Source organism: Acidimicrobiales bacterium, assembly GCA_016794585.1.
Lineage (GTDB): Bacteria > Actinomycetota > Acidimicrobiia > Acidimicrobiales > DATDAH01 > JAEUJM01.
The window spans coordinates 115,907-134,745 of the sequence record JAEUJM010000005.1; the positions used below are offsets into that span (position 1 = coordinate 115,907).

An 18,839-nucleotide genomic window follows, 5' to 3' on the forward strand; every position below is an offset into this window, starting at 1 on the left:
CGACATGACACGACCTGGTGACGCTGCGCAGCGGAGAGGAGCAGCCGCGAACGACGAACCGGATCCCGAAGGGGGGCCGACGGAGGAGGCCCGAAGCAAGCAGGCCTTCGAGAAGGTCCGATACGAGGTGGACGGGGCGGTCGCCACCATCACCCTCGCGCGCCCCGAGGTGGCCAACGCCCAGGACACGGGCCTGATCGACGAGCTCGACGCCGCCTTCGACCTCGCCGACGCCGACGACGACGTCCGCGTGGTCATCCTCGCCGCGGACGGCAAGCACTTCTCCTCCGGCCACGACCTCAAGGCCCTCGTGGGTGACGTGGAGCCCGACGAGTGGCGCCAGATGCGGGAGACCCCCGAGGGCAAGTACCGCCACGAGAAGGTCATGTACTACGACCGCTGCCTGAAGATCTACGACTTCCGCAAGCCCACCATCGCCGCGGTCCAGGGGTCGTGCATCGCCGCCGGCCTGATGTTGGCCACCATGTGCGACCTGATCGTGGCGGCCGACGACGCCGTGTTCCAGAACCCCGTGCTGCGCATGACCGGCGCCGGCGTGGAGCTCCTCGTCGAGCCGTGGGAGCTGGGCATGCGCAAGGCGAAGGAGTTCCTCCTCACCGGCGACAAGATCGACGCCCAGGAGGCGTGGCGCCTCGGCCTCGTCAACCGGGTCGTGCCGCGCGACGAGCTCGGCTCGGCCACCCGCGAGCTGGCCGACCGCATCGCGCTCGTGCCCCCGGTCACCGCCGAGATGGTGAAGGGCTCGATCAACCACACCTTCGAGCTGATGGGCAAGCGCCAGTCGTGGCAGTACCACTTCATGGCGCACCACTTCACCCACAACACCGCCACGGCGCTGAACGCCCTCGAGGCCCGCAAGCAGAAGTCCTCGATGAAGGAGGTCTTCGCCGACCGCGACGCCGGCGACGACCCCACCAAGAAGCAGGCCTGAAACGTGGCGACCGTGGGCCGGCCCCTGGAGGGCCTACGCGTCCTCGACCTCGGCACCCGCATCTCGGCCCCCTTCTGCGCCGCGCTGCTCGGGGAGCAGGGCGCCGAGGTCATCAAGGTCGAGCAGCCCGGCGCCGGCGACTTCATGCGGGGCATGGGCCCCTTCGCCAACCCGCCGGGGCACGAGGGCGACGACGCCGGCCGCGACGACGGAGGGCGCTACTCGCTGTCGTGGGCCGTCGAGGGCCGGGGCCGCAAGAGCGTCACCCTCGACCTGCGCAAGCCCGAGGGCCAGGAGCTGTTCCGCCGCCTCGCCGCCACCGCCGACGTGGTGTGCGAGAACTTCCGCCCCGGAACGCTCGAGCGCTGGCACATCGCTCCTGCCGACCTCGACCCGCGCCTCGTCACCGTGCGCATCAGCGTGTTCGGCCAGGACGGGCCGTGGTCGGGCCGTCCCGGGCTCGACCGCCTGGGCATCGGATACGGCGGGTTGCTCCACCTGACGGGCTACCCCGACCGGCCGCCCGTGCGGCCCGGCATCACCATCAGCGACTACCTCACCGGCGTGTTCGCGGCGCAGGCCTCCACCGCCGCCCTCTACGCACGCGATGCCCGCGGCGGCTCGGGCGCGGTCATCGACGCGTTCCTCTACGGCTCGGTGCTGCGCGTCCTCGAGTGGACCCTCGCGGGCTACGACGTGCTGGGCATCGTCCGCGAGCGAGAGGGCAACCGCCTCACCACGTCGGCCCCCCTCGACAACTACCCCACCGCCGACGGTCGCTACATCTGCATCGTGGCCGGCTCGGACACCAACTTCTCCCGCCTCTGCAAGGCCATGGGCCGGCCCGAGCTCGTCGACGACCCCCGCTACGCCACGCTCGCGGACCGCGCCGCCCGCTCGGACGAGATCAACGACCTCGTCGCGGCCTGGACCTCAGGACTGCCGACCTCCGAGGTCGAGTACCGCTGCATCGCCGAGGAGGTGCCGGTCGCCACCGCGTACACGGCGGCCGACATCTTCGCCGACCCCCACATGACCGCCCGTGGCGACCTCGTGACCGTGGACGATCCCGTCCTCGGCCCGGTGCGCCAGCAGGCACCCTTCCCCCGCTTCGTCGGCGCCGAGCCCCCGGTGCCCGCCGGCGCTCCCCGCCTGGGCGAGCACAACGACGAGGTGTGGGGTGCACTCGGCCTCGACGCCGACGAGCAGGCCCGCCTCCACGCCGCCGGCATCCTCTGAGCCCCCCTACCACCAGAACCAGGTCAGAGTCGGGGCGGGACGATCACGGCTCGGTGGCTCGGGTGGCGGCCGCCGCCGAGGTCGATCGTCGGCTCGCCGTCCAGGTCGAGCACGAGATCGTCGTCGAGCAGCGCCGGCGAGCGAGGTGCCCCCTCGGGCTCGTGGGGCAACTGCGGGCCGAAGAGGCTGCCCTGGCCGCGGGCCAGACCGGCGGCCATGCCCCCCGCCCAGAGCGGGCACTCGAGCAGCGCTTCCAGCTCGCCGGCGGGGACGGCCGGGCTCACGAAGTACCCCTGGACGCTGTGGCAACCGGCGCCCCGCAGGAGCGACAGCACCGCTTCGGTCTCGACGCCCTCGGCCGTGACGGTCAGTCCCAGGTTGCGGGCGAGGTCGATGGTGGAGTCCACGATGACCCGGTCCGCGGGCCGTTCGGCCATGCCCATCACGAAGGAGCGGTCGATCTTGATCTCGTCGACGGGGAGGCGTTGGAGGTAGGCCAGGGACGAGTACCCCGTGCCGAAGTCGTCGATGGCGAGACGGACACCGAGCTGGTCGAGGGACCGCAGCACCGTGCCCGCCCGTTCGGGGTCATCCATGATCGAGCTCTCGGTGAGCTCGAGTTGGAGGTGGCGGGCGGGGAGGCCGTGACGATCGAGGACCTCACGCAACTGGCTCGACAGGTGCGGGTCGTGGAGGTTGCGGGCCGACAGGTTCACGCTGACCACGAGATCGAGGCCGCGATCGCGCCAGTGGGCGATCTGGCGGAGGGCTTGGGCGAGGACGTTGGTGGTCAGCGGACGGATGAGGCCGGTGCGCTCGGCCAACGGCACGAACTCCGCGGGTGAGAGCAGCCCCTCACGAGGGTGCTGCCACCGGACCAGCGCCTCGACCGTCTCCACCCGGCCGGTCATGAGGTTCACCTGGGGCTGGTAGTGCACCACGAGCTCGTCGTTGCCGAGGGCTCGCCGCAGATCGGCGAGGAGGCTCAGCTGACGCCGGCTGTGGTGATCGTGTTCCGGCGAGTAGAGCTCGACCGCGTGCTGACGTGACTTCGCCCGGTACATGGCGATGTCCGCCCGCTGGAGGAGCACCTCGGTGGTGGTGCCGTGCTCGGGGTACAGCGCGATGCCGATGCTCGCCTCCACGTCGAGGAGGCCCTCGTCGACCGCGAAGGGCTCCTCGAGGCCGGCCACGATGGCGGTGGCGCGAGCGCGGGCGGCCGCCTCGTCGGTCCCCTCGAGGAGCACGCCGAACTCGTCGCCCCCGAGGCGGGCGACCAGGCCGTCACCGCCCAGGGCGCCGGCGATCCGGGGGCCGATCTGGCGCAACAGGTGGTCGCCGGTGTCGTGACCGAGGGTGTCGTTGACCTCCTTGAAGCGATCGAGGTCGAGCAGCAGGATCGCCACCTGGGCCCAGGCGCTGCGGCCGTCGGCCAGGCGCTCGTCGAGGACCTGGCGGAAGTGCACGCGGTTGGGGAGCCCCGTCAGCGGATCACAGCGGGCGTCGCGCTCGTTGGCGGCACCGAGGGCGGCGGCGCGGTGCACCGCCAGGACCGCCACCGCCACGACCGGCAGCAGCAGGGCCAAGGCCAACTCGTCCACCACGGTCGCGTCCTGGGGAACCACCAGGAGGCCGACGAGGCCGGCCGCCACCGCGACGAGGACACCGGCGGCGAAGGCGGGAAACCCCCGGCTCGGGACGCGGAGACGGGCCGTCCGCTCCGCGCCCACGCTCCGTCCCCAGATCGCCACCGTTCGTGACTATGCGACGGCAACCCACGCCCGTCAAGGCGAACGACGGACCGTGGTAGACAGCGGTGTCTAGCTCACGCTGCGTGGCGATTTCGCCGCTCTGAGCGCTCCGAGAGTGACTCGCCGGTCAGGCGGCGCCAGCCCCCAGGACCTCGTCGGCGAGGCGCTGACGGGACCACCCCTGGTAGCCGAGGAGCAGGTCGTCCTGCTTGGCCCGGCGGTAGTGGAGGTGGGCGTCGCAGTCCCAGGTGAAGCCGACGCCGCCGTGGATCTGGATGCACTCACCGGAGACGAACACCGCGGCCTCGGGGACGTAGCCCTTGGCCATGGCCACCGCCTCGGCCCGGACGGGCTCGTCCGCGTCCGAGGCCCACGCCGCGTAGTGGGTGCCCACCCGCGAGAGCTCGAGCCGGTGGAGCATGTCGACCGTCTTGTGCTTGATCACCTGGAAGGTGGCGATGGGCCGGCCGAACTGCACCCGCACCTTGGCGTACTCCACCGCCAGGTGGTTGGCCTGCTCCATGCCCCCCACCAGCTCGGCGCAAAGCGCCACGTTGGCGTCGTCGGCCACCCGCCGCCAGAGGGCGGTGTGATCTCCGTCGGGGCCGACCGGATCGGCGGGGGTGTCGTCCAGGACGAGCCGGGCCACCTTGCGCCCTCCGTCCCAGGTGGGGACGAGCTCGGCCTCGGGGCGTTCGATGACGAAGGTGCCGAGGCCCTCCTGGGTGCGGGCCGCGACGAGCACCCAGTCGGCGCGGTGGCCGTCGAGGACGATGGGCTTGTGCCCGGTGAGGCGCCACCGGCCGCTCTTGCGGCTGGCCCGGGTGCGCACCCGGTCGACGGGGTCGCCGTGGCCCTGCTCGTCGAGCGCCACCGTGCCGGTGCACTCCCCCGCGGCGAGGGCGGCGGTGCGGTCGGTGAGGCCGAGGCGGACCGCCGCGAGGGTGGCCAGGATCGACGAGGAGAAGTAGGGCCCGGGGAACGGCACCCGCCCCATCTCCTCTTGCACGACCACGAGGTCGACGAGGCCCAGGCCGAGCCCGCCTTGGGCCTCGGGGACGAGCAGGCCGGTCCATCCGAGGTCGACGATCTGGCGCCAGACCTCGTCGGTGACGCCGTCGTCGGACTCCCAGCGCTCCCGCACGTAGGACATCGGGCTCTCGGCGGCGAGGAACTGCCGGACGGCGCCCCGCAGCGCTTCCTGGTCGTCGCTGAAGGTGAACTCCATGGGAAACCTGACACTAGTGTCAGGTCCATGGACTTCGCCCACACCGCCGAGGACGAAGCGTTCCGCGACGAGCTGCGCGGGTGGCTCGACGAGCACCTCGACCCCTTCCTCGCCGAGTGGTCCGAGGACGAGAGCGCAGCCGACGAACCGGGCTCTGGTGACGTGGCGGAGCGGAGCGAAGCCGCAGGGAGCGCTGGTTCCAGATCCCGAAGGGGTGGCGACGAAGGAGCCACAAGGCAAACGGGCACGATGAAGTCGATGGAGCGCCGGCGGGCGTGGCAGCGCCTGCTCAACACCGGCCGGTGGGCGGCCATCAACTGGCCGAAGGAGTGGGGTGGCCGCGAGGCCACGGTCACCCAGAACGTCATCTACTCCGAGGAGCACGCCCGCTACCGCACGCCCGGGATCTACAACGCCAACGGGCTCTGGCAGATCGGCCCCATGATCATCAAGTGGGGCACCGACGAGCAGAAGGACCTCTGGATCCCCAACATCCTCAACGCCGACGACCACTGGTGCCAGGGCTTCACCGAGCCAGAGGCGGGGAGCGACCTCGCCAACCTGCGCACCACCGCGGTCCGCGACGGCGACGACTACGTGCTCAACGGCCAGAAGATCTGGATCTCGTCGGCCCACATCGCCAAGTGGGGCCTGTTCCTCGTCCGGACGGATCCGGGGGCGATCGAGCGCGGCGAGAAGCATGTCGGCATCACGGCCCTCATCGTGGACATGGAGGCGGACGGCATCGAGTGCCGCACGGTCCGCGACATCGCCGGCGAGGAGATGTTCAACGAGATCTTCTTCACCGACGCCCGCGTGCCCGTCGCCTACCGCCTCGGCGACGAGGGCGCCGGCTGGCAGGTGGCCATGGGCACCCTCGGCCACGAGCGGGTCGGCACCGCCGGGCTCGCCATCACCATGCGCGCCGACCTCGACGCCATGATCAACCTGGCCCGCTCGGTGAACCCCGACGCGCTGCGGGACCCGTCCATCCGCGAGCGTCTCGCCCGCGCCCACACCGACATCGAGTACACCAAGCTCCTGAACTACCGGGCGCTCTCCAAGATCCTCAAGGGACAGCCCAACTGGCCCGAGGTGCCGCTGGCCAAGCTCCAGTGGAGCCATCTGGCCCAGACCCTCGCCGAGCTGGCCGTCGACCTGCTCGGACCCGCCGGGATGATGGCCAAGGGCGGCCCCGATGCCGCCGACGGCGGCGCCTGGAACCGGCTGTACATGTACCAGCGCTACACGTCGATCGGCGCCGGCACCACCGAGGTGCAGAAGAACATCCTGGCCGACAAGGCCATCCGTCTCCCCAAGAAGTGACGTAGCGCCGTACGCGTTCTGGCTCCCGATTCGATCGCCAGGGCGATCGAATCGGGAGCCAGTTCGGGTGGTTCGGCCCGGTTGGGTCAGCCGGCGGCGGCGGCGAAGCCCTTGTCGAGGTCGGCGAGGATGTCCTCGATCGACTCGATGCCAACGGACAGGCGGACGAGGCCCGGCTCCACACCGGTGGTGCGCTGCTCGTCTTCGGTGAGCTGGCTGTGGGTCGTGCTCGACGGCTGGATGACGAGGCTGCGCACGTCGCCGATGTTGGCGAGGTGGCTGTGCAGCTCGACGGCCTCCACGAACTTCACGCCCGCCTCGCGGCCGCCCTTGATCACGAAGGCCGGCACCGAGCCGTAGCCCTTGCCGCCGGCGTACTTGTCGGCCCGGGCCTTCCAGGGCGACGACGCGAGGCCGGCGAAGGACACGGACTCGACCTGGTCGTGGGCGTCGAGGTACTCGGCGACCTTGATGGCGTTCGACAGGTGCCGCTCCATGCGCAGGCTGAGGGTCTCGAGGCCCTGGAGGAACAGGAAGGCGTTGAACGGCGTGGTGGCGGCGCCGAGGTCACGCAGCAGCTGCACCCGGGCCTTGATGATGTACGAGCCGGCGCCGAGGGCGGGCCAGTACGCGAGGCCGTGGTAGCTCGGATCGGGCTCGGTGAACTGCGGGAACTTGTCGTTCTGGCTGAAGTCGAACGAGCCGCCGTCCACGATCACACCACCGATGGCCGTGCCGTGGCCGCCGATGAACTTGGTGGCCGAGTGCACGACGATGTCGGCGCCCCACTCGAGCGGACGGATCAGGTAAGGGGTGGCGACGGTGTTGTCGACGATGAGGGGGACGCCGTTGTCGTGGGCCACCTTGGCCACGCCCTCGATGTCGAGGACGTCGTTGCGGGGGTTGCCGATGGACTCGCCGTAGAACGCCTTGGTGTTGGGGCGTACGGCCGCCTGCCACGCCTCCAGGTCGTCCGGGTCCTCGATGAAGGTGACCTCGATGCCGATCTTCGGCAGCGTGTAGTGGAAGAGGTTGTAGGTGCCGCCGTAGAGGGCGGCGGAGGCGACGATGTGGCTGCCGGCCTCGGCCAGGTTGAGGATGGCGAAGTGCTCGGCCGCCTGGCCGCTCGAAACCGCGAGGGCGCCGGGGAGGCCGACGGCGGTCTCGGTGGCGCCCTCCAGGGAGGCGATGCGGGCCTCGAAGACCCCCTGGGTGGGGTTCATGATGCGGGTGTAGATGTTGCCGATCTCGGCCAGCGCGAACAGGTCGGCGGCGTGCTTGGTGTCGCGGAACTGGTAGGCCGTGGTCTGGTAGATCGGGACGGCGCGGGACCCGGTGGTCGGGTCCGGCTCCTGGCCGGCGTGGACCTGCCGGGTCTCGAAACCCCACTCGGACTGACTCATTGACCTACCTCCGGAAAGATTGCGCTCAGCTGAGGGACGGGACCCTAGCATTACCCCAAACTCCGATGTGAATGGTCGTGATTTGGCCCCGAGTCGCGGCTTCCCGGGCGGCCGGCCCCGACCACTGCTTGAATGACCGCCGTGACCGGCTGGGAGGAGGCAGAGCCGATCCTGGCGACCCACCGCCCGCCGTCACCCTGGGTCGGCCCGGTGGTGGCCATGGCGGTCGCCGCGGGCCTGATCGCGACCGGCCACGGCGCGGCCGCGGCGTTGCTCGTCGTCGTGGCGACGGCGGTGACGGTCGCCGCCCGGGTGAGCGGTCGCGCCGAGGCGGTCATCGGCCACGCCACCCGGCTCGCGGGCCGGGTCGCGTTCCACGCGTTGTCGATCGTGCTGCTCGCGGTCGTCGGCCTCATCGTGTTCGTGCCCGTGTGGCTGGCCTGCACGCTGTTGCGGTGGGACCCGCTCGGTGGCTTCGGTGACGGCCGCGCCGGGCGCTGGCAGCGCCGGGACCTCGCGTCCGGCGGCCGGCCGGTTCCCGCCCGGCCCTTCGCCGACGACCGACGCCGACGGGTCGGACGGCCCCGAGCACATGCCGCGCTCGTCGCCGTCGTCCCCTTCCTGATCGTGGCCGCCGTCGCCGTCGCCCGTCAGGACCGCCTGGTCGACATCGCCTACGAGCTCCTGCCCGAACGCGACGGCCAGGCCGCAGGGCAGCAGCAACCGATGCCCGTCGTGCGCACCGAAGTCGACCCGCGCACCCGCCCGGGCGACATCGACGACGTCCCGAACTGGTTCGGAGGGGCCGGACCACGCGCCAACAACGACCCGCACGTGGCCAGAGGGGACGAGGACTGGTACGCGCAGTACGACGTGGACAGCGCCAACCTTCGCTACCTGCTGGACCCGTACCTGACCATCCGCCATCCGGACTACCAGAGCGCGCACATCAACATCACCGATCGGGTCCGCCGCAGCTGGCAGCCCGCGGGCCTCGACGCCACCGATGCCCTCGAGGTCTGGTTCTTCGGCGGCTCGGCGCTGTTCGGCGCCGAGCAGCGCGACGAGTTCACCATCCCCTCCCAGGTCGCCCGTCTCGCCGCGGACGAAGGGCGGATGCTCCGGGTCCAGAACTTCGCCATGCCGTCCTACGTCGCCTGGCAGGACCAGGCCCTGCTCGCGCAGATGCTCACCGAGCGCACTCCGCCCGACCTGATCGTGGTGTACGACGGCTACAACGACTTCGGCCTCTATTCCGGGGTCGGTGCCCCGACCGAGCAGTCCACCCTCTTCGCGGACGACATCCGCCAGGGCCTCATCGACCGCGGGGCGCAGCTCGTCGGTGGTGCCGACGAGGACCCCACTCCCCGCACCGCCGAGCCCTCCCCGGCGAACGCCGCCCGCCTCTACAACCTGGCGGTCGCCGCCGGGCGATCGAGTGCCGCCGCCGCCGGCGTGCCCATCCTCCACTTCTTCCAGCCCAGCCTGTGGTCCCGGTCGACGACAGCCGACGATCCCACCCTGGCCAGCCTCGAGATCGACCGAGCCTTCCGCGACCGGTTCTCGGATGCGCTCGACGAGATGCGCGCCGACCTGCGGCCCGAGGTGGTCGACCTGGCCGACGCCCTCGACGGCTTCGAGGAGATCGCTTACGCGGACGAGGTGCACCACAACGAGCCTGCCGCTGCGGTCGTCGCTTCGGCGCTCTACGAGGCCATCTCCCCGACGCTGTCGATCCTCGAGGCACAGCGTGACGCAGGCTGACGGGCCTCCTCCCTCCCACAGGAGCGTGCGCCGCTACCCGAGGCGCTCGATCACCGTGGCGTTGGCCTGGCCGCCGCCCTCGCACATGGTCTGGAAGCCGAAGCGGCCGCCGGTCGACTCGAGGTCGTGCAACAGCGTGGTCATGATGCGCACGCCGCTGGCGCCGAGGGGATGGCCGATGGCGATGGCACCGCCGCGCGGGTTGTAGCGCTCGGGATCGGGCTGGAACTCGCTGGCCCACATGAGGGCGATGGCGGCGAAGGCCTCGTTGCACTCCATCGAGTCGAAGTCCGAGATCGACATCCCCGAACGCTCGAGCAGCTTGCGGGTGGCGGGGTTGGGTGCCGAGAGCACGAGGTACGGGTCCTCGGCCGCCACCACGAGGTGGCGGAACGCGGCCCGGATGGGCAGGCCGTTGGCCTCGGCGAACTCCCGGCTGGCGATGAGCATGGCCGCGGCGCCGTCGGACATCTGCGAGGCGTTGCCGGCGGTGATGTCGGGCGCGGTGTCGGGGTCCCAGCTCATGGCGCTGGGCAGCTTCGCGAGGCTCTCCATCGTGCTCTCGGGGCGGATGCCCTGGTCCCGGTCGAGCACCTCGCCGGTGAGGTTGCCGTCCTCGTCCTTCAGGGGCACGGGCACGCACTCCTCGCCGAACCAGCCGTTCTCGGTGTTCTCCCAAGCCCGCCGGTGGCTCTCGACCGCGAAGGCGTCCATGTCCTCGCGGGTGACACCGAACTTCTCGGCGAGGATCTGGCTCACCTCGAACTGGGTGGGGTGGAAGCGACCGCCGACCGCGGCGATCCAGTCCTGGGAGAAGGGCCCCACGCCGCCCTTGGCGTTGGAGCCCATGGGCACCCGGCTCATGGACTCGACGCCGCAGGCGATGGCCACGTCGTACGAGCCCGCCATGACGGCCTGGGCCACGAAGTGCATGGCCTGCTGGGACGATCCGCACTGGCGGTCGACGCTGGTGGCCGGCACGTGCCAGGGGAGGCCGGCGCCGACCCAGGCGTTGCGGGCGATGTTGTTGCTCTGCTCCCCCACCTGGTTCACGCAACCGCCGACCACGTCGTCGATGCGCCCGGGGTCGACGCTGTTGCGATCGAGGAGCGCCTTCAGCGTGAAGCCGAGGAGATCGGCCGGGTGCCAGGTGGCGAGCGCCCCCTTGCGCTTGCCGATGGGCGTGCGCACGGTGTCGACGATCACTGCTTCGTGGAGTTCCACGGTGTCCCCCTTCTCAACCCGATCGGGCGCACGGAGTCTACGGGACCTCACGTGCGGGCCTTCCCCACGACCTACCCTGCCCCGCATGCCGCACCAGGTGGACCCCACGTTCCTGGCCCGTCCGCTCCACTCCCTGGCCGACGCCGCCTTGCAGCGGGCGCGGGAGCTCGGGGTCGAGCACGCCGACTTCCGCCTCGAGCGCCTGCAGGGCCAGAGCATCCGCCTGCGCGACGGCAACCTTCAGGGCGCGCAGGACAGCGAGGAGCTCGGCTTCGCCGTTCGGGTCGTGGCCGATGGCACCTGGGGGTTCGCGGCCACCATCGACCTCACCCCCGACGCCGCCGCCCGGGCCGCCGAGGAGGCCGTCGCGGTGGCCAAGGTCTCCGCCGCCATCAGCACCGAGCGCATCGAGCTGGCCGACGAGCCGGTCCACGCCGACGTCACGTGGGTGTCGAGCTACGACGTCGATCCCCGCGACGTCCCGCTGGCCGAGAAGGTGGCCCTGCTCGGCGACTGGAGCCGGCGCCTGCTGGGAGCCGACGCCGTCGACCACGTCAGCGCCGGCGTCGAGCAGGTCGTGGAGAACAAGTTCTACGCCGACCTCGCCGGCACCGTCACCACCCAGCAGCGGGTGCGCCTGCACCCCGTGCTCGAGGCCCACGGCCACGACGAGGCCACCGGCCGCTTCGACTCGATGCGGACCATCGCAGCACCGGTCGGCCGGGGTTGGGAGTACCTCGCCGGCAGCCCCGACGGCACCCCCGCCGCCTGGGACTGGGACGCCGAGCTGGCCGAGCTGCCCGGCCTGCTGGCCGAGAAGCTGGCGGCGCCGTCGGTCGAGGCCGGCACCTACGACTTGGTGATCGCGCCGTCCAACCTCTGGCTCACCATCCACGAGTCCATCGGCCACGCCACCGAGCTCGACCGGGCCCTCGGCTACGAGGCCAACTACGCCGGAACCTCGTTCGCCACGTGGGACAAGCTCGGCACCCTCGAGTACGGGTCGCCGATCATGCACGTGACCGGCGACCGCACCGGCGAGCACGGCCTCGCCACCATCGGCTACGACGACGAGGGCGTGGCCACCCAGTCGTGGGACCTCGTCCGCGACGGCACGCTCGTCGGCTACCAGATCGACCGGCGCATGGCCCGCCTCCAGGGGCTGGGCCGATCGAACGGCTGCGCCTACGCCGACTCGCCGGGGCACATCCCGATCCAGCGCATGGCCAACGTCTCGCTGCAGCCGGCCGCCGACGGGCCCGACACCGCCGGGCTCATCGCCGACGTCGAGGACGGCCTCTACGTCGTCGGCGACAAGTCGTGGTCGATCGACATGCAGCGCTTCAACTTCCAGTTCACCGGTCAGCGCTTCTTCCGCATCCGTGACGGCCGGCTGGCCGGCCAGGTGCGCGACGCCGCCTACCAGGCCACCACGACCGACTTCTGGGGGTCGATGGACGCCGTCGGCGGCCCGCAGACCTGGGTGCTGGGTGGCGCGTTCAACTGCGGAAAGGCTCAGCCCGGCCAGGTCGCTCCGGTCAGCCACGGCTGCCCGTCGGCCCGGTTCCGCCAGGTGCGGATACTCAACACCGAGCAGGAGGCCGGCCAATGAGCGGGAACGCCGCTCCGACCCCCCAGGAGCTGGTCGAGGCCGGACTGGCCGCCTCCACCGCCGACGCCTGCATCGTGCTCGTCGAGGTGTCCGCCAGCGCCAACCTGCGGTGGGCCAACAACACCCTCACCACCAACGGTCTCATGCACGGCGGGGACATCACCGCCGTCTCGTTCGTGGACGGTGCCCAGGGGACCGCCAGCGCCTCGGTGTCGCGCAGCGGCACGACCCTCGACGCCGTGCGGGACGTGGTCGGGGCCGCAGATGCCGCCGCCCGGGAGGCCGACGCCGCGGAGGACGCCGCCCCGATGGTGGAGGGCGACGCCGACGTCGACTGGCCGGACCCGCCCGCCACCACCTCCATCGGGGTGTTCGCCACCTTCGCGCCCGCGCTGGGCGAGGCCTTCGGAAGGGCCGGTGCCGCCGGCCGGGTGCTCTACGGCTACGTCGAGCACACCGTCGACACCGTCTACCTCGGCTCGACCACCGGGCTGCGCCGCCGCCACGTGCAGCCCACCGGCCACGTCGGGGTCACCGGGAAGTCCTCCGACCTCACCCGCTCGGCCTGGGTGGGCCAGGCCACGCGTGACTTCAGCGACGTCGACGCGCTCGCCCTCGACGCCGAGCTCGAGCGCCGCCTCGGTTGGGCCGAGCGCAGCATCGACCTGCCCGCCGGCCGCTACCCGACGATCCTGCCGCCCGCCGCCGTGGCCGACCTCATGATCTACGCCTATTGGGTCGCCGGCGGCCGCGACGCCCACGAGGGCCAGACCGTGTTCTCGAAGCCTGGGGGCGGCACCCGGGTGGGCGAGCGTCTCTCGGGACGGCCCGTGCGCATCTCGTCGGACCCCGCGGCGCCCGGTCTCGAGTGCGCGCCGTTCGCCCTCGCCTCGTCGTCGAGCAGCGAGGCCAGCGTGTTCGACAACGGCCTGCCCCTCGGGCCCACCGACTGGGTGGCCGATGGCACCCTCCGGTCCCTGATCCAGACCCGCCACTCGGCCGGGCTCACCGGTCTCCCGCTCACGCCCGGCATCGACAACCTGCTGGTGTCGGTCGACGGCGCCACCGGCGGGGTGGACGACCTCGTGGCCGGCCTCGACGACGGCCTGCTCCTCACCTGCCTCTGGTACATCCGCGAGGTGGACCCCCAGACCCTGCTCCTCACCGGCCTCACCCGCGACGGCGTCTACCGCGTCGAGGGCGGCGAGATCACGGGCGCGGTCAACAACTTCCGCTTCAACGAGAGCCCCGTTGCCCTGCTCGACCGCTTCACCGCCGCCTCGGCCACCGCCCCATCGTTCTCACGGGAGTGGGGCGACTACTTCCCCCGCACCGCCACGCCGGCACTGCTCGTGCCCGACTTCAACATGTCGAGCGTCAGCCAGGCCCAGTAGCGCCCCAGATCCTCCGTTCTGCCAGCACGACCCTGTCGTGCAGAACAGCCTGGTGCTGGCAGAACGGGAGGACGGCGAGGGGTAGCGTCGCCGCGATGTCGCCCGAGCCGCCGGTGGACGTGACGGGCCGGGCGAGGGCGCGGCGCGAGCTCGACCTGGATCGCTTCTTCCACCCGCGGACCATCGCAGTGGTCGGCGCCTCGGACACCCCGGGTCGGCCGGCGGCGACGATGTTCGCCAGGATCCGGGCGTGGGCCGAGGCCCACGACGCCGCCGTGCACCCGGTGAACCCGAACCGCCGCGAGGTCGGCGGCGTGCCCTGCTTCGCCACCATCGCCGACGTCCCCGGCGACATCGATCTCGCCGCCATCCTCGTAGGCGACGCCGTGGCCGCCTTCCGGGAGGTCGCAGACCGCGGCGCCCGCTTCGCCGTCGTCTTCGCGGCAGGGTTCGCCGAGGCCGGGCCCGACGGCGTCGCCCGCCAGACCGACCTGGCCGAGCTCGTGCAGCGCAGCGACACACGCCTGCTGGGGCCCAACACGAACCTGAATGCCTTCGAGACGTTCCGCACGGACCTCCCGGGCGCGGCCATCGCCCTGATCACCCAGAGCGGCCACCAGGGCCGGCCGGTCTTCCAGGCCCAGGACCTCGGCATCGCGCTCTCCCACTGGGCGCCCGTGGGCAACGAGGTGGACCTCGAGGCGGCCGACTTCATCCGGTACTTCGTGGACCAGCCCGAGGTCGGCGTGGTCGCCGCCTACGTCGAGGGCTTCAAGGACGGACGCACCTTCGCCCTGGCCGCCGACCATGCCGCCCGCCACGACACACCCATCGTGGTCGTCAAGGTCGGCCGCACCGACGAGGGACGTTCCATGGCGCAGTCCCACACCGGGCATCTCGCCGGTTCGGACGCGGTCACCGACGCCGTGCTCCGCCAGTACGGCGTGACCCGGGTGGACGGCCTCGACGAGCTCATCGACACCGCCGCCCTGTTCGCCCGCACCCCGCGGCGGTCGGCCGTGGCCCGATCGGGCCGGCCGCTCGGAGTGTGCATCTACGCCATCTCCGGCGGCACCGGAGCGCACCTCGCCGACCTCGCCGCGGCCGCCGGCCTGCACCTGCCCGAGCTGGCGCCCGCCACCCAGGCCCGGCTGCACGAGTGGATCCCCGCGGAGCTCCGTGTGGCCAACCCCGTCGACAGCGGCGGGCCGCCGTCGGCCGATGAGCGGGGGCGCAAGATCCTCGACGCTCTCATTGCCGACCCAAACGTCGACGTGATCGTCTGCCCCATCACGGGTGCGGTGCCGTCGCTCAGCGGCCCGCTCGCCGCCGACCTCGTCGCCGCGGCGGCCACCACGGACAAGCCGATCTGCGTCATCTGGGGCTCGCCGGTCGGCGACGAACCGGACTACCGCGAGGTGCTGCTGGGGTCGCGCCTGCCCGTGTTCCGCACGTTCCAGAACTGCGTCCGTGCCGTCAAGGCGCTGGACGACCACCAGGCCTTCCTCGAGCGCTACCGGTCCCCGTTCGCCCGGCCCGCCCGCCGACGGTCCCCCGCGGCCCGAACGGTCGAGCCGCTGCTGGCCGGCAGCGGCGCCCTCTCCGAGCACCGATCGAAAGCGGTGCTCGCCGCCTACGGGATCCAGGTCACGGCCGACCGGCTCGCCGGGTCCCGTGCGGAGGCCGTGCGGGCCGCGGCGTCGATCGACGGCCCCGTGGTACTGAAGGTGTCGTCGCCGGCGCTCGACCACAAGTCCGATCTCGGCCTCGTCCGCCTCGGCGTCGCCGGGCCCGCGGCGGTGCGACGCGCCTACGGCGAACTGCTCGAGAAGGCTGCCGCGGAGGCACCGGGTGCCGCCGTCGAAGGCGTCCTGGTGTGCCCGATGATGACGGGCGGGGTCGAGACGGTGGTCGGCGTCGCCGACGACCCCGTCTTCGGGCCCACGGTCCTGTTCGGCCTGGGAGGCGTGTTCGTCGAGGTGCTCGGCGACGTGAACTTCCGCGTCCCGCCGTTCGACCGGGCCGAGGCCCGCCGCATGGTGCACGAGGTGAAGGGGTTCCCCCTCCTCGCCGGTGCCCGCGGCCGCCCGAAGGCCGACCTGGGTGCGCTGGTCGACGTGCTCCTGAAGGTGCAGCGCCTCGCCGTGGACCACGCCGGGTCCCTGGTCGAGCTCGACATCAACCCTCTGTTGGTCCTCCCGAAGGGCGCCGTCGCGCTCGACGCCCTCGTCGTCACCCGCTGAACCGCAACCCCCTCGTTCCGGGTACTCGTATGTGTTCTGGAGAACACATACGAGTACCCAGAAGGGATCGTCGGGAGTGGGCTCAGGCCACCGTTCGCCAGGCCACGGGCAACCAGATGAACCATCGGGGTCGCGTCAGCAGCTCCCGGCCGTCACGGATGGTGGCCCTGGCCTCCCAGCCGGCCACCACCCAGGCGTAGACCGCCAGCGCGGCCATGGTGGACGCCATCAACGGCAGCACCAGGCCGAGCACGAACCAGAGGACGAGGACCCGCAGGATCACCCGCCGGACGACGAGGTACAGGCCGGCGGGGTCGTCCACGACCTCGAGGTCCTCGGGGTGCTCGTGGGTGGCGTCGGGCAACCCCGCGTAGATCAGGTCGCGCTTGCGGTCCCGCAGCCACCCCCCGAGCGCCGCGGTGATCCCGGCGAGCACGGGGAGGGCGACGATCTGCGCGGCAACCGCGCCCATGGCGAGACGTTCGCCGGCGTCCTCCAAGGACCACAGGATCAGACGCTGGACCACGACCACCACGGCGGCGAGGGCGAACCCCACCGCCAACTGCCGGGTGTACGGGGCGAAGGGCACCAGCCGCTCGCCCGGGGCGAACGCCTCGTCGCCGTCCGGCGCACTCACACGGGCTGGCCGAGGAGGAAGGTGGCCGAGAGGCCCTCGCCCCAGGTGGCCAGGTCGGGGGCCTTGGGTAGGCCGAGGGACCGCAACTCGTCGGCCACGGGGCCGTCACCCAATTCGATGCCCACCTCGGCCGGGTCGACGAAGCCGGTGGCCATGTCCATGGACAGCGGCGTGGCGTAGGCCACGCCCTCGACGTACGAGTAGCTGTCGGTCTCGAGGCGCTCGGGCTCGTCGAGGGGCTCGGCCCGCGGCAGGGTGAGGGCGATGGTGAAGTGCCCGCCCATGGTCAGGCGGAACGACACCGTCGTGTCGGTGTAGTCGGCGTCGAGCACCTCGACGGTCTTGGGGAAGCCCATGACCTTGTTGCCCGCCTCTGAGGTGAACTCCTGGTTCACCGGCATGCGGTAGACGAACGAGCCGATCACGTCGTCGGCGGCACCCACGGGCCGGACGAGGAATCCGAAGTTCAGCTCGTTGTAGTCACCCCAGGGGTTCTGGCGGTAGTCGCAGGCGGCGATGACGAGCTGGGCCTGACCCGGGGCAACCTCGACCACCTCGAAGGCCTCGCCGGGCAGCAGGGCGGCGGCGGCCTCGGCGGGCACCGTGAACAGCAGGGTGGCCGCGTTCATCTCGGCCACCTCCATCGGGAACGTGATCTCCCGACCCTGGATCTGGCCCCACACCGTCGTCGCGTCCATGGACGCGGACCGTAGCCCGCGGTCAGCGATTGCCAGAAGCCCCCGCCGCCGCCTCGATGATCGAGGCGATGGTGATGGGTGCCTCCGGGGCGACCACGGGCTTGCCCGAGGACCGCTCGCTCACGTCGACGCCGGTGGCCTCGGCCCGCAGGGCTCCGACGGTGCACCGCTCGCGGGGACGGTGGGCGAACGGGTCGTAGTGGAACTCGCGGATGGCGTTGCCGTGGGTCATCGCGTCGATCTCGTCATCGGGGATGCCCTCGAGCGTTGCCGCGAGCAGCTCGGGCGACTGCGGCCACGTCGAGTCCGAGTGGGGGTAGTCGCACTCCCAGCAGATGTGCTCGACCCCGATGGCGTGGCGGTTCTCCAGTCCGAACCGGTCGTCGATGAAGCAGGTGATGACCCGGTCGAGGAACACCTCACTGGGGAGCTGATCGCCGAAGTCACTGCCCGTCCAGGCCTTGTGGTGCTTGTAGACGTAGTCGGCCCGTTCGAGGAAGTACGGGATCCACCCGATGCCACCCTCCGACAGCGCGAAGCGCACCTTCGGGAACTTCGTCAGCACGCGCGACCAGAGGAGGTCGGCCGCGGCCTGCACCATGTTCATGGGCTGGAGCGTGATCATCACGTTGATGGGGGCCTCCATCGAGGTCACCACCATCTGCGAGGACGAGCCGATGTGCAGGCACACGACCGTCCCCTCGTCGGTGCACGCCTGCCAGAACGGGTCCCAGTGGGGCGAGTGGAAGCTGGGCCAGCCCAGCTTCTCGGGGTTCTCCGAGAAGGTGATGGCCCGGCACCCCTTGGCCGCCACGCGGCGCACCTCGGCGGCCATGAGCTCGGGGTCCCAGATGGCGGGAAGGGCGAGGGGGATGAAGCGGCCCGGGTAGGCGCCGCACCAGTCGTCGATGTGCCAGTCGTTGTAGGCCCGGAGCATGGCCAGGGCCACGTCCTTGTCCTCGGTGCGGGCGAAGAGCTGACCGCAGAACTGCGGGAACGAGGGGAAGCACATCGAGCCCAGCACGCCGTTGGCGTTCATGTCGGCCACGCGCTGGTGGATGTCGTAGCAACCGGCCCGCATCTCGGCGAAGGCCGTGGGCTCGATGCCGTACTCCGCTGGCGGTCGGCCCGCGACGGCGTTCAGGCCGATGTTGGGCAGCTCCTGACCCTCGTAGCTCCAGACGTCGGTGCCGTCGTCCTTGGTGACGACCCGCGGGGCGAGGTCGGCGTACTTCGCCGCCAGCCGGCCCTCGAAGAGGTCGGGCGGCTCGACCACGTGGTCGTCGACGCTGACCAGGATCAGGTCCTCGGTGCGCACGGCATCCTCCTCGGGCTGCGGTGTCGGCCAGCGGTCCCCCCGCCGCTCCG

Annotated in this window: 14 protein-coding genes; 7 read left to right on the forward strand and 7 right to left on the reverse strand. The window is 71.5% G+C overall.

Annotated elements, in window-relative coordinates:
* Window positions 1-4 precede the first annotated feature (4 nt).
* Window positions 5-952, forward strand: a complete 948-nt coding sequence (locus tag JNK12_02540; GenBank protein ID MBL8774776.1) for an enoyl-CoA hydratase — start codon at window positions 5-7, stop codon at window positions 950-952.
* 12 nt (window positions 953-964) lie between these two features.
* Complete coding sequence (locus tag JNK12_02545; protein MBL8774777.1) at window positions 965-2,191, forward strand: CoA transferase; 1,227 nt, start codon at window positions 965-967, stop codon at window positions 2,189-2,191.
* Window positions 2,192-2,214: 23 nt separating this feature from the next.
* On the opposite strand, the gene JNK12_02550 is transcribed toward JNK12_02545, so the two are convergent.
* Window positions 2,215-3,942 carry an EAL domain-containing protein gene (locus JNK12_02550; GenBank protein ID MBL8774778.1) on the reverse strand — a complete coding sequence of 576 codons (1,728 nt, stop codon included), beginning with the start codon at window positions 3,940-3,942 and terminating at the stop codon, window positions 2,215-2,217.
* 127 nt (window positions 3,943-4,069) lie between these two features.
* Entirely contained in the window at window positions 4,070-5,170 is a 1,101-nt protein-coding gene (locus tag JNK12_02555) for an acyl-CoA/acyl-ACP dehydrogenase (GenBank protein ID MBL8774779.1), read from the reverse strand.
* Window positions 5,171-5,197: 27 nt separating this feature from the next.
* On the opposite strand from JNK12_02555, the gene JNK12_02560 reads away from it, so the two are divergent.
* Window positions 5,198-6,496, forward strand: a complete 1,299-nt coding sequence (locus JNK12_02560) for an acyl-CoA dehydrogenase family protein (protein ID MBL8774780.1) — start codon at window positions 5,198-5,200, stop codon at window positions 6,494-6,496.
* Window positions 6,497-6,582: 86 nt separating this feature from the next.
* Here JNK12_02560 and JNK12_02565 read toward each other — a convergent pair whose 3' ends face one another.
* The gene (locus JNK12_02565) at window positions 6,583-7,899 is read right to left on the reverse strand and encodes a bifunctional o-acetylhomoserine/o-acetylserine sulfhydrylase (GenBank protein ID MBL8774781.1); all 1,317 of its coding nucleotides are present in this window, start codon (window positions 7,897-7,899) and stop codon (window positions 6,583-6,585) included.
* 132 nt (window positions 7,900-8,031) lie between these two features.
* Between JNK12_02565 and JNK12_02570 the strand changes: the two genes are divergently transcribed.
* On the forward strand, window positions 8,032-9,663 hold the full coding sequence (locus tag JNK12_02570) for a hypothetical protein (GenBank protein MBL8774782.1): 1,632 nt from the start codon (window positions 8,032-8,034) through the stop codon (window positions 9,661-9,663).
* 33 nt (window positions 9,664-9,696) lie between these two features.
* On the opposite strand, the gene JNK12_02575 is transcribed toward JNK12_02570, so the two are convergent.
* Window positions 9,697-10,974, reverse strand: a complete 1,278-nt coding sequence (locus JNK12_02575; protein ID MBL8774783.1) for a thiolase family protein — start codon at window positions 10,972-10,974, stop codon at window positions 9,697-9,699.
* Here JNK12_02575 and JNK12_02580 point away from each other — a divergent pair.
* From JNK12_02580 to JNK12_02590, 3 genes are all read left to right on the forward strand, one after another.
* Window positions 10,973-12,499: a TldD/PmbA family protein gene (locus JNK12_02580; protein MBL8774784.1), complete on the forward strand. Its 1,527-nt coding sequence runs from the start codon at window positions 10,973-10,975 to the stop codon at window positions 12,497-12,499. The genes JNK12_02575 and JNK12_02580 overlap by 2 nt on opposite strands.
* Window positions 12,496-13,893, forward strand: coding sequence for a TldD/PmbA family protein (locus JNK12_02585; protein MBL8774785.1), 1,398 nt, complete (start codon window positions 12,496-12,498; stop codon window positions 13,891-13,893). The genes JNK12_02580 and JNK12_02585 overlap by 4 nt, the downstream gene beginning before the upstream one ends.
* Before the next feature lie 95 nt (window positions 13,894-13,988).
* On the forward strand, window positions 13,989-16,136 hold the full coding sequence (locus JNK12_02590; protein MBL8774786.1) for an acetate--CoA ligase family protein: 2,148 nt from the start codon (window positions 13,989-13,991) through the stop codon (window positions 16,134-16,136).
* A gap of 82 nt (window positions 16,137-16,218) precedes the next feature.
* On the opposite strand, the gene JNK12_02595 is transcribed toward JNK12_02590, so the two are convergent.
* Genes JNK12_02595 through JNK12_02605 form a run of 3 tightly spaced genes read right to left on the reverse strand, consistent with a single transcriptional unit; the run spans window position 16,219 to window position 18,789 of the window.
* The gene (locus JNK12_02595) at window positions 16,219-16,773 is read right to left on the reverse strand and encodes a hypothetical protein (GenBank protein ID MBL8774787.1); all 555 of its coding nucleotides are present in this window, start codon (window positions 16,771-16,773) and stop codon (window positions 16,219-16,221) included.
* A complete protein-coding gene (locus JNK12_02600) occupies window positions 16,770-17,471 on the reverse strand; it encodes an acetoacetate decarboxylase family protein (protein ID MBL8774788.1) in 702 nt (233 codons plus the stop codon). Before JNK12_02600 ends, JNK12_02595 begins: the two co-directional genes overlap by 4 nt.
* Before the next feature lie 22 nt (window positions 17,472-17,493).
* Entirely contained in the window at window positions 17,494-18,789 is a 1,296-nt protein-coding gene (locus JNK12_02605) for an amidohydrolase (protein ID MBL8774789.1), read from the reverse strand.
* Between the last annotated feature and the right edge of the window lie 50 nt (window positions 18,790-18,839).